Source organism: Rhizobium sp. CFBP 8762 (assembly GCF_014841565.1).
Lineage (GTDB): Bacteria > Pseudomonadota > Alphaproteobacteria > Rhizobiales > Rhizobiaceae > CFBP-8762.
In genome coordinates this window covers 250,211-262,931 of record NZ_JACYUD010000006.1, presented here as the reverse complement: position 1 = coordinate 262,931, position 12,721 = coordinate 250,211, and the positions used below count along the sequence as shown (strand labels likewise).

The following is a 12,721-nucleotide window of genomic DNA, read 5'->3' as shown; positions in this document are numbered from 1 at the left end:
CGGGCTCGTGTAGCGCCGCGCATTCATCATGCATGGAAGCGAGGCGTAACGCACGGCCCTCAACCAGCGCGGCCCAGCTATTGCCCGGGCCGCCCAGTCTTGCCGCGTCCCCTTTTTTTCTGACGCTCATCCGCCGGGTCCTCATAGCTGCCGACACCTGCCTTGGCGCGGCGCAACGGCTTGGCGTCATCTTCCGGCAAGCGCTTTTCCGACTGGCCCTGCAACAAGGGTGCCTGAATCCTGCCGCCCCGAGCAATCTCATTCTTCGTCAATGCCGACGGCTTTTCGGGCAAATTGGCGTTCGGCAACGGCTTTTCCGTGCGTCCTACGGTCATCTCATCCAGCGTGTTCTTGCGGAAAAGCGGTTTGACCATATCCGTTCCGGGACCCATATCGTCCAGTGATGGCTTGGCAAACAACGAACTAGCCGATGACGATGATGGGGCAGGCGGCGCTTTGCCGCGTTTGCCGCCGCCTTCGCCCGCATTGCCTTGCTCGCGTGCCAGCGGATCGTCCATCGTGGCGAGTTCGGCGGCTTTCAGACGCTTGATTTCGTCGCGAAGACGAGCAGCGGTCTCGAAGTCGAGATCGGCTGCGGCGTTGCGCATCTGCTTTTCCATGGCGTCAAGATGGGCCGCAAGATTGTTGCCGACCATGTGGCCACCGCTGGCAAAGCCCTTGCCGACGGCACCGGAAATATCTGCACGCACATGATCCTTCTCGTATACCGAGTCCAGAATATCGGAAATCCGCGCCTTGACGCTTTCCGGCGTAATGCCATTGGCTTCGTTATAGGCAACCTGCTTTTCGCGGCGGCGGGCGGTTTCTTCCATCGCCCGCTTCATGGAGCCGGTGATCTGATCCGCGTACAAAATGACCTTGCCATCCACGTTTCGCGCGGCACGGCCAATGGTCTGCACCAGCGAGGTTTCAGACCGCAGGAACCCTTCCTTATCCGCATCGAGAATGGCGACGAAACCGCATTCCGGAATATCGAGACCTTCTCGCAGCAGGTTGATGCCGATCAGCACATCGAACGCACCGAGCCGCAGATCGCGAATGATTTCAATGCGTTCCAGCGTGTCGATGTCAGAGTGCATGTAGCGCACCCGTACACCCTGCTCGTGCAGATACTCGGTCAGGTCTTCGGCCATGCGCTTGGTTAGAACCGTCACCAGCGTACGATAACCCGCCGCCGCCGTTTCGCGGATTTCGCCAAGAACATCGTCAACCTGCGTTTTGGCGGAGCGAACTTCCACCGGCGGGTCGATCAGGCCTGTCGGACGAATCACCTGCTCGGCAAACACGCCGCCGGATTGTTCCATTTCCCATCCGCCGGGAGTGGCGGATACGGCAATGGTATCCGGCCGCATGGCGTCCCACTCCTCAAACCGCAGCGGACGATTGTCCATGCAAGAGGGCAGGCGGAAACCGTATTCCGCCAGCGTCGCCTTGCGGCGAAAGTCGCCGCGATACATCCCGCCGATCTGCGGAATAGTCACGTGGCTTTCGTCGATGAAGATCAGCGCGTTGTCGGGAATGTATTCAAACAAGGTTGGCGGAGGCTCGCCGGGGGTGCGACCCGTGAGATAGCGGGAATAGTTCTCGATACCTTGGCAGGAGCCCGTCGCTTCCAGCATCTCGATATCATAGCGGGTTCGCTGCTCCAGCCGCTGCGCTTCCAGCAGACGACCGGCTTTCTCGAGTTCGGCAAGGCGGGCCGTCAGTTCTTCCTTGATGGACTTGATCGCCTGATTGAGCGTCGGGCGCGGTGTCACATAGTGCGAGTTGGCGTAGATTTTCACCGACTTCAGATCATCGGTCTTGTGACCGGTCAGCGGATCGAACTCAACAATCGAATCAATCTCGTCGCCAAACATGGAAATGCGCCAGGCGGCATCCTCTAAGTGAGCGGGGAAAATTTCAATCGTATCGCCGCGCACGCGGAACGAGCCGCGCTGAAAATCCATATCGCGCCGCTTGTACTGCTGCGCCACAAGGTCCGCCAGCAGCTGGCGTTGGTCCAGCCGGTCGCCCACCTGCATCTGGAAGGTCATGGCGGTGTAGGTTTCCACAGAGCCGATACCGTAGATGCAGGAAACGGACGCAACGATGATGACGTCATCGCGCTCGATCAAGGAACGGGTGGCGGAGTGGCGCATCCGGTCGATCTGCTCGTTGATCGATGATTCCTTCTCAATAAAAGTATCGGAGCGCGGCACGTAGGCTTCCGGCTGGTAGTAATCGTAGTAGGAAACGAAATACTCGACCGCATTGTTGGGAAAAAAGTTCTTGAACTCGGCATAGAGCTGCGCCGCCAAGGTCTTGTTGGGCGCCAGAATAACAGCGGGCCGTTGGGTCTTGGCAATGACCTGCGCCATAGTGAAGGTTTTGCCCGAACCCGTGACACCCAGCAGCACCTGATTGCGCTCACCCGATTCCAGCCCCTCGACCAGATCGCGAATGGCCGTTGGCTGATCGCCCGCCGGTTCGTATTCGGATACCATCTCGATCCGGATTCCGCCCTCTGACTTTTCAGGGCGGGCAGGGCGGTGCGGCGTCCACAGCTTGCCATCCTTAAAGAGCGGATTGCCTGACTCGATCAAAGCGGAAAGCGCTTCGACCGTGGCCGTGACGGCTGTGGAAGAGGTCAGCTTGTCCGCATCTTCCAGTGCGACATCCAGTCCGGCGACAGGATTGAGTCCAGCGGCGGCGCGGGTCTTGGGGTCGGTGGAGCCGCCCATGGAGGTGCCGCGCGCGGTCTTGGCGCTGCTGGCTTTTGTTTTCTTGGCCAGCTCCGTCTTCGCAGGGTCCAGACCGGCAGTCTTTTCCTTCTGCGCCGCAATTTCCACGCGCTTGCGGTGCTTGCCAGCCTTGGAGGCAACATCGTGGCGGGTCTCGATGGTTTCCGCCTCCGCCATGCGTTGCAGTTCCATCGCCCAGTCAGACACGGAACCGGACAGCGGCGTGCCGCTCAGGCCTGCCTGTGGCGCTTCTTCAAAACCGGGGGCGGAGGATGTTTTCGTGGATTTAGCCATGCCGCCAATATGGTGAGAGTCCCACCAAATGAAAAGTCCCTGGAGGGACAAAACGGCAACGGATCACCAGTTTTCGTAAGGAGATGGTGATAGAGACGATCTGCCGCCCCCTCATCGACTGAAAGCATTCGTTTACCGCTTTTGCATAAAATACCACGCGCATGCAACGGCATGACGCTCTGCCGGAGAACGGCCATGCGGCTGCCCGGTTTTGGCCATCAGAACCGGGTTTGATGACCCGAGTTGGCTGATGAAACGCCAGATAACCAGCGAAAGCGAAACGCATATGGCAGTCGGCTCTCTCCTGCGCAGGTCTACGGCAACAGTCGCTTTGCTGGCGCTGGCCGCCTGCACCTCCGATGTGCTGACCCCGACAGCGCGGGTGGATCACGGCGCCCGCGTCAACGCCATTTCGCGCAGCCAGCAAGCGCGGGTTGCCCCGGTGGAAACAGCGGCGGCCTATCCTGCGCCGGTTGAGGCAACGCAACCGGTGTCTGGGGCCATGTCCATTCCGGCCGAGGGCGTTAACATGGATGCGATGCTGGGCGCGGAGCCCACCGCGCAACAGCCTGTCGTGGGGCTGGCACAAGAGCAAAGCCTCGATATTGCCGAGGGCACGGGCAGTCAGCCCGTTGTGGATGGCATTGGCACGGATGAGGTGCGCCAAGTGTCCGTTCCCGTGCAAGCGGGATCGCCAATTCCGCCGCTGGATGGCGACGATCCTGATCTACCGCCACTGGCACAATCGCAGCCGCAACAGGTTGCCATGTTGCCGCGCGCGCAAAATCCTGTGCTGCAATCGGAACCAGAGCCGGAGTTGCGTTCTGAACCGCGCATGTCGCGGCCCGTACCTTCGGTCATGCCGAGCGGCGAGGTGGCCTGTCGCCAAGCGCTGAAACAACTGGGTGTTGTATATCAGGACATTCCAGCGATTTCGAGTGGCGGTTCCTGCGGCATTGCCTATCCCATCAAGGTGTCGCAGCTTTCCGGCGGTATCAAGCTAAAACCTGCTATTACAGTGGCTTGCCCGGTCACGGTCAATTTTGCCAAATGGGTCAAGTACGAGCTGGCACCGTCTACCCGCTATCGCTATTTATCCGGCTTGAGTGCGCTGGAAAATGTCGGGGGCTACTCCTGCCGCACCATGAACTCGCGGCGTGGCGCCGCCATGTCCGAGCACGCGCGCGGTAACGCCATTGACCTCGGACGCCTGACATTGAACTCTGGCAAGCGGATCGATATTCGCAGCAAGGGGCTGTTTGCATTCCGTGAGCGCGGCCTGTTGAAGTCCGTGCGTGGCGATAGTTGCAAGTATTTTACCACGGTGCTCGGACCCGGCAGCGACCGCTACCACAAGGACCATTTTCACTTCGATCTGCGTGCCCGCAAGTCGAAGTACCGGCACTGCAGCCTTTAAAGATAGCAAAACCTGAGAATTATGCCATATAACACCGCACCGATCCTCATGGACCCAACGGCAAAAGCATGGCACCTATCGTATCCGTTTCCAATCTTTCCAAGACCTATAAGGGTGGCTTTCAGGCGCTGAAAGGCGTGAGCCTCGATATCGAAGAGGGGGAGATTCTGGCGCTGCTGGGACCGAATGGCGCTGGCAAGACCACGATGATCTCCATCATCTGTGGTCTGGTGAACCCAACCGGCGGTCAGGTGCTGGTCGGTGGCTTCGATGTTGTCAAGGACTTCCGGCAGACGCGGTCCATGATCGGGCTCGTACCTCAGGAACTCACGACCGACGCGTTTGAAACGGTCTGGAACACCGTATCGTTCACGCGCGGCCTGCATGGTAAAAAAGCCGATCCGAAACACATAGAAAAAGTGCTGCGCGACCTGTCCCTCTACGACAAGAAGGACAATATGTTGCGCGAGCTCTCCGGTGGCATGAAGCGGCGCGTGCTGATTGCCAAGGCGCTTTCGCATGAGCCAAAAATTCTGTTTCTGGATGAGCCGACGGCGGGTGTGGATGTCAATCTGCGCAAGGATATGTGGCGCGTGGTGGAAGATCTCCGCGCCAGCGGCGTGACGATCATTCTCACGACCCATTACATTGAAGAGGCCGAAGAAATTGCCGACCGGATCGGCGTGATCAACGGCGGCAACATTCTGCTGGTGGAAGACAAGGCCGCGCTGATGGCGAAGCTTGGCAAAAAGGAACTGCGCATCGATGTCAGCGAGCCATTGACGGCGGTGCCGGACGCACTGGCACCGTACCGGCTGAAGCTTGAAAACAATGGCACATCGCTGGTCTATCAATATGACACGAAAGGCGAGCGCACCGGCATCACCGCGCTGCTGGCCGACCTTGCCGAAACGGGTATTAAATTGCGGGATATTTCCACTCATCAGAGTTCACTGGAAGACATATTTGTCGAACTGGTGGAGGCGCGGTCATGAACTTTGAAGCTGTCAAAGCAATCTACCTTTTTGAAATGGCGCGAACCCGCCGCACGCTGCTGCAAAGCGTGGTATCGCCGGTTATCTCCACATCGCTTTATTTCATCGTGTTCGGTGCGGCCATCGGCTCGCGCATTCAGGAGGTGGAAGGCGTGAGCTACGGGGCGTTCATCACACCTGGGCTCATCATGTTGACCCTTTTGACACAGTGTGTGGGCAACGGTTCGTTCGGCATTTATTTTCCGAAATTCACCGGCACGATTTACGAAATTCTGTCAGCGCCCGTGTCCATGGTGGAAATTGTGCTGGGTTATGTCGGCGCGGCGGCCACCAAGGGCATGATGGTGGGGCTGATCATTTTAGCCACTGCTGCGCTGTTTGTGGATCTTTCCATAGCCCATCCAGCAATGATGCTGCTGTTTTTCGTTCTCACAGCCATCACGTTCAGCCTGTTCGGCTTCATCATCGGCATCTGGGCCGGGAATTTCGAGCAGTTGAACCTGATTCCCATGCTGGTGATTCCGCCGCTGACGTTTCTGGGAGGCAGCTTCTATTCGGTCAATATGCTGTCGCCGTTCTGGCAAACGGTCAGCCATTTCAACCCGGTTTTGTATCTGGTGAGCGGCTTCCGCTGGAGCTTCTTTGAAATTGCCGATGTCAATCCGATCATCAGCCTGTTCATGGTTGGACTGTTTCTGCTGATCTGCCTAGGCGTTGTCGCCTATATCTTCCGCACGGGCTACAAGTTGAAAAACTAATCTCGGAGCCGCAGCTCGTCCGTCTGCATCTGCATTGAACTCAGCGACGAGAGAAAGCTCATGCCCAGCAGGCTTTGATCCAATCGTCCGCGCTCCGCTACGGTCGCGCGCACGTTGCGGCGAACGATGGGGCCGATAGCAACCTGCTCCAGCGTTACCGGGGCTGCCATGGCGCGCCCATTGGCGGTCATGACCGGCACCGTGAATCTGAGATTTCGCGGGTCCAGGCCAATCCGTTCCGCGTCCTCAAAGGACAGGGCAACATTGCTGGCACCGGTATCGACCAAAGCACGAATATCGAAATTATCGATGCTGACATTGGTTTCGAAATGGCCGTTCATCCGTTTGTAGAGAACCACCTCCGGTATGCCTTCCGCGCTGGTCATCACGACAGGGCGTCCAGGCACCAAAGCGCTGGTGAGGCGCTGCCCGATGGACTGGACATCGCCCCGGTAGATGTACCCGAATGCCAGCGCCATGAGGATAACGACCCAGATCGCGAGCTGACGCAGCGTTTCGCCCCAACGGTGCCGACTGCCCAAAATACCGGCACCCAGAAGTGCTCCAATGGCACTCAACGATACCAGCCGACCGAAATCATCATTGTCCAGACCAAAGGACTCGCCCTCACCATGATTGAACAGGAGGACGGCCAGGCCGCCGCCCAGAATGGCGAGAAGCAGAATCAGCCTGTTCATGAGGTCTCCCGAAGTGGGTTAAGTTGAGCGAGGCGGGCGGGGAGACGTCGCATGATCGCGCTGCGTTCGTGGTCGCTGTAGCCGCTCCAACTGCCGATCTCCGTCAGCGAGCGTCCGCATCCCTCACAAAGGCCGCTTGGCGCATCGATTGCGCAGATGTGAATGCAAGGCGTTTCCATGGCCGCTGATATTGGCAATTCAAACCGTAAGTGCAAGGGCGATAAGGCACGCAATCTCCGCCAGTTGCTGCGTTGTGCCCAACGTATCGCCAGTGAAACCGCCGATCGTCCGTCGCGCCTTGCCATTGAAGATTGCCGTGGCCAGAATGACCATCAGAGGCACCAGCAGGAACGCCGAGAGCGGAAGAAAGAAGGCTGATGCGACCGCAAAGCCCGCAAATGTGCTGATCAGCGCAAAACGAACTGACGCATTCAGCGGCAGCCCGGATGAAGCCGCCACACCCTGATCGCGTGCTGACGGCAATTGAGCCCAGTGCCACACCATCGCGGCGCGGCTGATGGCTGCTGCGAGCAGCACAATCGCGCCCGCTGCGAGTGCACCGACAGCGTCGAGAACTGCTGACAGGGCAGCAACGCGCAAGGCAAAGGACAGAATTAACGCGAGCGTGCCATAGGCTCCGATTCGACTGTCTTTCATGATGTCCAGAACGCGGTCGCGGGTTTTGCCGCCGCCAAAGCCGTCCGCAGTGTCCGCCAAACCGTCCTCATGCAGGCCGCCAGTCAACCAGATCAGCAGGCCCACCGCCAGAGTCGCAATGAGAAGGGGTGAAATGGCAAGCGCATGCAGCACGGCAACCATGACAGCAGGAATGGCCGAAATCACCAGACCCGCCACCGGAAACGCCCGGACCGCACGGCTCAACCGTCCATCAAACCCGTAAAAATGATGCGGTGGCACGGCGAGGCGGCTAAGGAAGCCAACCGAGCGAGCCACGTCATGGCGAAATTCTAAAAATGCCATTGTCGCATCCCCGGTTAACAGTTGTTAGAAAGCCTCTCTAAGATTAAGAACCGTCATAACTTCAGGCGATGAAATGTAAATGAGGAATTTAACAATGGCCAATAGCGGGCTTCCATTCGATGACTTCCGCGAATTGCTGCGCAACCTGCCCGGCCCGGATTCGCAGGCGCTGGTCGCAGCGCGCGCCCGCGATGCGGAGTTGACCAAGCCGCAGGGCTCGCTCGGTCGTCTGGAAGAAATTGCCATGTGGCTTGCCGCCTGGACGGGGCGCACGCCCTCGATCCGCCGTCCGCTGGTCGCCATTTTTGCGGGCAACCATGGCGTGACCGCGCAGGGCGTGTCGCCGTTTCCGGCCACCGTCACGCAGCAGATGGTGGAGAACTTTGCCGCTGGCGGCGCAGCCATCAACCAGATTTGCGTGGCCTATGACCTTGGCCTGAAAGTGTTCGATCTCGCTCTGGAGTATCCAACGGCAGATATCACGCAGGAACCGGCACTGACCGAACGCGATTGCGCGGCCACGATGGCCTTCGGAATGGAAGCGGTTGCCGGCGGCACGGATCTGTTGTGCGTTGGCGAGATGGGCATTGGCAACACCACCATCGCCGCCGCCATCAATATGGCGCTCTATGGTGGCTCGGCGGAAGACTGGGTCGGCCCCGGCACGGGTGCTGATGGCGATGTGATGGCCCGTAAAATTGCGGTGGTGGAAAAAGCAGTTGCATTGCACGGCGATCATTTCGGTGATCCGCTGGAGGTGATGCGCCGCGTCGGCGGTCGTGAAATTGCAGCCATGGCCGGTGCCATTCTCGCCGCGCGTATGGAGAAAATCCCTGTTATTATCGATGGGTACGTGGCGACTGCTGCTGCGGCGATCCTGAAAGCTGCCAATCCGGCAGCACTTGACCATTGCCTGATCGGCCATGTGTCGGCAGAGCCCGGCCATATACGGGCAATTGAGATGCTTGGCAAAACGCCGCTTCTGGCCCTTGGCATGCGGCTTGGCGAAGGCACGGGCGCGGCACTGGCCGCCGGTATCGTAAAGGCAGCAGCCGCATGCCATACGGGCATGGCGACATTTGCCATGGCCGGTGTCAGCAACCGGGGCGAGGCGTAATACACATGAGCCAACCAGAAGGTCTGAAAAAGCTTAAGGGCATCAGTCACTTTTTTGCGGCGGTCAGTTATTCCATTGCGGGCGTGCGGCGGCTTTGGGAGGAAGCAGCCTTCCGGCACGAAATCGGTGCCTTTCTGACTATTATGGTCGTCTTCTTTGCCGTGGGTGCCACACTCATCCATTTCGGCATTATGTTTCTGCTGTTTTTGTTGATCATTGCGTTTGAGGCGGTCAACACGGCAATTGAAGAGATCGTTGACCGCGTTTCACCGGAAATTTCCGTGTTTGCTAAAAATGCAAAGGATCTCGGCTCGTTCGCTTGCTCGTGCCTCATCGCCGCGAACGGCGGCTTTGCGGCATTTGTGGTCATAACGCGGTTGTTTGACCTGTGACGCGGTGGAGACCAGTTGCCTCCATAAAGGTCAAAGTTCTTGGCGTGGCGACCCGCGGGGATGAATTTCTTGTGTCCAACGTGCAGCGCGATGATGGCAGAATAACAGGCGTGCGTCCACTTGGTGGTTCGGTTGAGTTCGGAGAAACGCGCGTTAGCGCGCTACACCGGGAATTGATGGAGGAACTGGGAACGGCGATTATGATCACCAGCCCGTGGTCTGTTCTGGACAACATCTTCGAGCATCAGGGCGTGACGGGTCATGAACTGATTTCCGTGGCCCGCATTCAACTCATGAATTCGGACTATTACGAGCAAGACACGTTTTCTTTCCGGGAGCATGACGGCACCGCCTGCCAGGCACGATGGATGACCTTGGAAGCGATACACGCTGAGGGTATTGCCCTGTATCCAGATGGTCTAGAAGCGGTTTTAGGAGACAAGCTTCTGATTTAAGCGCTTTGGCGCTGTCCCGGCGAGGGGAGCAGAACGCGCTCGCGCGGCAGGATTGCGATAGCTTCGGTGCCTTTGCGAAGCTGAGATTTCAGCATGAACTGCCCGCCATGTTTGGACAGTATGGCCTGCACGATGGGGAGGCCGAGCCCGGTTCCCTGCTCGGCGCTTTTGATGGCGATAGAGCCCTGGCCGAAAGCCGAGAGCACAACCGGGATTTCCTCCTGCGGAATACCCGGACCATTGTCGCGAATGGCAAGATACTGCCCGCCGCCCGCAGTCCAACCGACTTTCACGGAAATTTCGCCGCCTGTCGGCGTAAATTTTACAGCGTTGGACAGGAGATTAAGCGTCACCTGCCGCATCGCCTTTTCATCCGCAAACACTGGCGGCATGCTGGTCTCCATCCGGTCGATGATGGTGATGTTCTTGGCGCTGGCCCGCAACTGCACCATGCCGATGCAGTCTTCGGTAATGTCGGCCAGATGAATTTCATCTTCCTGTAAATCGTATTTTCCGGCTTCGATGCGGGAGAGATCGAGAATTTCGTTGATGAGATCCAGAAGGTGCTGGCCTGAGCGATGAATGTCGCTGGTGTATTCCTTGTAAACAGGGTTTTCCAGCGGACCCATGACTTCGGTCGCCATGACTTCGGAGAAGCCGAGAATGGCATTCAGCGGAGTGCGCAACTCATGCGACATGGAGGCCAGAAAGCGGGACTTCGCAAGATTTGCCTCTTCGGCGCGTTGCCGGGCTTCGTCCGACATGGATTTAGCAACCTCCAGCTCTGCAATCAGCCCATCTTTTTCGGATTGAAAGGTCAGTAGCCGCACATTGCTGCGGTAGAGACGGGACGTCATCAAGCCAAGGAATACCGCAGCTGTCGCGATGAAGGCAAACAGACCCATCCGCAACGGTGAGGGAGATGCGACTGTCTGCGCCAGAAGAGTGACCCCAATGGGCAGGCAGAAGAGCAGGAAGCCGTAACGCATGAAACATGCGCTGAGTGCGGTTGCTGCAAGGGCAGCGAGCAACACAGCGCTTTGAACAAATGTTGCGTTTGAAGCGCTACAGGCCGAGCAGGGGAGCAACAGAAAAAACGACCAACCAACGCCCGATGTGACCTGGGCAAGCCAAAGCCGCAAACGCCATTTGGCGATCAGCGCGACGGAGCGTCGTTCCCTGTGCGCCGCTCGTGCAAGAGCAACGTGCACACAATGGGCAATCATCGCAAATGCAGCCCAGCCAATAAAGTAAATAGAACCGCTGATATACAGACCGGCAAAGGATGTCAGCACAATCAAAGCTGGGATGATAAAGGGGTTGCGCAGGAGGGAGCCAACGTGCAGGCGCAGCATATCCCGCTCGAAACCCCGAGCGCCACTGGCAAAGGTTTGCAACCGCAGACGCGCAGCCCGAACTGCATTCGCAGCGAATGTTGTCCGCTGGCGGGGCAGTCTATCGACGGTGCTGGTATCGTCCGATGGAGGGCTCATCTCTGCCTGCAAGATTCATGATTCACTAGGGTTAACAGAAAATTCTTAAGAGAATGCTGCGACAGACTGGCAGCTGTCAATTTGCAGCAGATAGAGGCTTGAAACCTTTGATGACGACATACACATGGTCGCCGTGAAACGATTGCGTACAGGAGCCCGGCGCGGGTGGGACTATGTGGTGGCAGCCTGCTTTCTGGTGCTGGTGAGTCTTATCGTGGCGAAGCTGGAGCACGATAGCGTGGAAATCTTCAGTGATTATGCGCGCGTGCTGGATGGCGACACGCTTATTTTGAACGGTCGGCATGTCCGTCTGTCCGGAATCGATGCGCCGGAACTGGCGCAAACCTGCAGAGGGCCGAATGCTGTGCAGCCCTGTGGTCGAGATGCGCGCGCCGCGCTGATCGCGTTGATTGGAACTGCGAAGGTGAGTTGTGAGGGCCAGGGTACTGATAAATATCGGCGTACACTGGCCACGTGTCTGGCCGATGATCGTAATCTCAACCAGGAAATGGTAGAGCGGGGCATGGCGGTCGCTTATGGACGCTACGAAAGGCAAGAAAAACAAGCCAGAATGAAAAAGTTCGGTCTTTGGACAACAGAGTTTGATCGGCCTGAGGAGTGGCGCAAGACCCATGACCGAAGCCAGTCCGCTGACCCGTTAGCGTCATGGCGCACGTGGCTTCCATCCTGGATGCCGGCGCAGTGATCGGCTATCCCAATGCCGTGCCGGATAAACTGGATGCGCTCCGTGAGGCCATTGCTCGCTGTCGCGTGTGTCGCGATGAGCCCCAAAGCGCAACGCCCTTGCCGCATGAGCCACGACCGATCTCGGTAATATCCCAGAAGACCTCTATTCTGATTGCCAGCCAGGCGCCCGGTCTGCGTGCGCATGACAGCGGCGTTCCGTTTAACGATCCCTCTGGTGTGCGGCTGCGCCAGTGGCTGGGGGTTGACCCCGAAACTTTCTATAACCGCGATCACTTCGCCATCGTGCCAATGGGGTTCTGTTTTCCCGGTTACGATGCGCATGGTGGGGACTTGCCGCCCAGACGCGAATGCGCGCCGGTCTGGCGTGAGCCGGTGCTGGCGTCCATGCCGCAGATACGGCTCATCCTCGCTATTGGCCATTACGCGCAGCGTTGGCATCTTGGGAAACTCTGTCCCAAATCGATGACCGATACAGTGGCGGCCTGGCGCAGTTTCATCGATCCCCAAGACGGTACGGTTCCGCTGCTGCCTTTGCCACACCCAAGCTGGCGCAATACCAGTTGGATCAAACGGCACCCCTGGTTCGAGACCGAGCTTTTGCCAGTTCTGCGCACTCGCGTGCGCACGCTGCTCGGTTGAAATAAGGTTCTTTTCTTTCCTGCAATTGCG

The 12,721-nt window shown here is 58.2% G+C and carries 13 protein-coding genes; 8 read left to right on the top strand and 5 right to left on the bottom strand.

Features of this window, described 5'->3' with window-relative positions; translation table 11 throughout:
- Nucleotides 1–77: 77 nt before the first annotated feature.
- On the bottom strand, nucleotides 78–3,038 hold the full coding sequence (uvrB, locus tag IFT84_RS15250; RefSeq protein WP_192120850.1) for an excinuclease ABC subunit UvrB: 2,961 nt from the start codon (nucleotides 3,036–3,038) through the stop codon (nucleotides 78–80).
- A gap of 286 nt (nucleotides 3,039–3,324) precedes the next feature.
- Between uvrB and IFT84_RS15245 the strand changes: the two genes are divergently transcribed.
- From IFT84_RS15245 to IFT84_RS15235, 3 genes are all read left to right on the top strand, one after another.
- Entirely contained in the window at nucleotides 3,325–4,455 is a 1,131-nt protein-coding gene (locus IFT84_RS15245; protein ID WP_192120975.1) for an extensin-like domain-containing protein, read from the top strand.
- 68 nt (nucleotides 4,456–4,523) lie between these two features.
- Entirely contained in the window at nucleotides 4,524–5,450 is a 927-nt protein-coding gene (locus IFT84_RS15240) for an ABC transporter ATP-binding protein (RefSeq protein WP_192120849.1), read from the top strand.
- Nucleotides 5,447–6,208 (top strand): ABC transporter permease, encoded by a 762-nt coding sequence (locus tag IFT84_RS15235; protein WP_192120848.1) that lies wholly within the window; start codon nucleotides 5,447–5,449, stop codon nucleotides 6,206–6,208. Before IFT84_RS15240 ends, IFT84_RS15235 begins: the two co-directional genes overlap by 4 nt.
- On the opposite strand, the gene IFT84_RS15230 is transcribed toward IFT84_RS15235, so the two are convergent.
- Genes IFT84_RS15230 through IFT84_RS15220 form a run of 3 tightly spaced genes read right to left on the bottom strand, consistent with a single transcriptional unit; the run spans nucleotide 6,205 to nucleotide 7,887 of the window.
- Entirely contained in the window at nucleotides 6,205–6,906 is a 702-nt protein-coding gene (locus IFT84_RS15230; protein ID WP_192120847.1) for a retropepsin-like aspartic protease family protein, read from the bottom strand. The genes IFT84_RS15235 and IFT84_RS15230 overlap by 4 nt on opposite strands.
- Nucleotides 6,903–7,085 carry a DUF1289 domain-containing protein gene (locus IFT84_RS15225; RefSeq protein ID WP_192120846.1) on the bottom strand — a complete coding sequence of 61 codons (183 nt, stop codon included), beginning with the start codon at nucleotides 7,083–7,085 and terminating at the stop codon, nucleotides 6,903–6,905. The genes IFT84_RS15230 and IFT84_RS15225 overlap by 4 nt, the downstream gene beginning before the upstream one ends.
- 19 nt (nucleotides 7,086–7,104) lie before the next feature.
- Complete coding sequence (locus IFT84_RS15220) at nucleotides 7,105–7,887, bottom strand: adenosylcobinamide-GDP ribazoletransferase (protein WP_192120845.1); 783 nt, start codon at nucleotides 7,885–7,887, stop codon at nucleotides 7,105–7,107.
- A gap of 94 nt (nucleotides 7,888–7,981) precedes the next feature.
- On the opposite strand from IFT84_RS15220, the gene cobT reads away from it, so the two are divergent.
- From cobT to IFT84_RS15205, 3 genes are read left to right on the top strand one after another with little or no spacing between them, the layout of a single operon-like run.
- Nucleotides 7,982–9,004, top strand: a complete 1,023-nt coding sequence (gene cobT, locus IFT84_RS15215) for a nicotinate-nucleotide--dimethylbenzimidazole phosphoribosyltransferase (RefSeq protein ID WP_192120844.1) — start codon at nucleotides 7,982–7,984, stop codon at nucleotides 9,002–9,004.
- Nucleotides 9,005–9,009: 5 nt separating this feature from the next.
- Complete coding sequence (locus IFT84_RS15210) at nucleotides 9,010–9,396, top strand: diacylglycerol kinase (protein WP_192120843.1); 387 nt, start codon at nucleotides 9,010–9,012, stop codon at nucleotides 9,394–9,396.
- Nucleotides 9,393–9,851 (top strand): NUDIX domain-containing protein, encoded by a 459-nt coding sequence (locus IFT84_RS15205; protein WP_192120842.1) that lies wholly within the window; start codon nucleotides 9,393–9,395, stop codon nucleotides 9,849–9,851. The genes IFT84_RS15210 and IFT84_RS15205 overlap by 4 nt, the downstream gene beginning before the upstream one ends.
- Here the strand turns inward: IFT84_RS15205 and IFT84_RS15200 are convergent.
- Nucleotides 9,848–11,344 carry a sensor histidine kinase gene (locus IFT84_RS15200; protein WP_192120841.1) on the bottom strand — a complete coding sequence of 499 codons (1,497 nt, stop codon included), beginning with the start codon at nucleotides 11,342–11,344 and terminating at the stop codon, nucleotides 9,848–9,850. The genes IFT84_RS15205 and IFT84_RS15200 overlap by 4 nt on opposite strands.
- Nucleotides 11,345–11,468: 124 nt before the next feature.
- Between IFT84_RS15200 and IFT84_RS15195 the strand changes: the two genes are divergently transcribed.
- Entirely contained in the window at nucleotides 11,469–12,050 is a 582-nt protein-coding gene (locus tag IFT84_RS15195) for a thermonuclease family protein (RefSeq protein WP_192120840.1), read from the top strand.
- Nucleotides 12,011–12,691, top strand: coding sequence for a uracil-DNA glycosylase family protein (locus IFT84_RS15190; RefSeq protein ID WP_192120839.1), 681 nt, complete (start codon nucleotides 12,011–12,013; stop codon nucleotides 12,689–12,691). Before IFT84_RS15195 ends, IFT84_RS15190 begins: the two co-directional genes overlap by 40 nt.
- Nucleotides 12,692–12,721: the final 30 nt, after the last annotated feature.

Coding starts and splice junctions, on each gene's coding strand:
- uvrB (WP_192120850.1), bottom strand. CDS start 3,038: ATGGCTAAATCCACGAAAACATCCTCCGCCCCCGGTTTTGAAGAAGCG.
- IFT84_RS15245 (WP_192120975.1), top strand. CDS start 3,325: ATGGCAGTCGGCTCTCTCCTGCGCAGGTCTACGGCAACAGTCGCTTTG.
- IFT84_RS15240 (WP_192120849.1), top strand. CDS start 4,524: ATGGCACCTATCGTATCCGTTTCCAATCTTTCCAAGACCTATAAGGGT.
- IFT84_RS15235 (WP_192120848.1), top strand. CDS start 5,447: ATGAACTTTGAAGCTGTCAAAGCAATCTACCTTTTTGAAATGGCGCGA.
- IFT84_RS15230 (WP_192120847.1), bottom strand. CDS start 6,906: ATGAACAGGCTGATTCTGCTTCTCGCCATTCTGGGCGGCGGCCTGGCC.
- IFT84_RS15225 (WP_192120846.1), bottom strand. CDS start 7,085: ATGGAAACGCCTTGCATTCACATCTGCGCAATCGATGCGCCAAGCGGC.
- IFT84_RS15220 (WP_192120845.1), bottom strand. CDS start 7,887: ATGGCATTTTTAGAATTTCGCCATGACGTGGCTCGCTCGGTTGGCTTC.
- cobT (WP_192120844.1), top strand. CDS start 7,982: ATGGCCAATAGCGGGCTTCCATTCGATGACTTCCGCGAATTGCTGCGC.
- IFT84_RS15210 (WP_192120843.1), top strand. CDS start 9,010: ATGAGCCAACCAGAAGGTCTGAAAAAGCTTAAGGGCATCAGTCACTTT.
- IFT84_RS15200 (WP_192120841.1), bottom strand. CDS start 11,344: ATGAGCCCTCCATCGGACGATACCAGCACCGTCGATAGACTGCCCCGC.
- IFT84_RS15195 (WP_192120840.1), top strand. CDS start 11,469: ATGGTCGCCGTGAAACGATTGCGTACAGGAGCCCGGCGCGGGTGGGAC.
- IFT84_RS15190 (WP_192120839.1), top strand. CDS start 12,011: ATGGCGCACGTGGCTTCCATCCTGGATGCCGGCGCAGTGATCGGCTAT.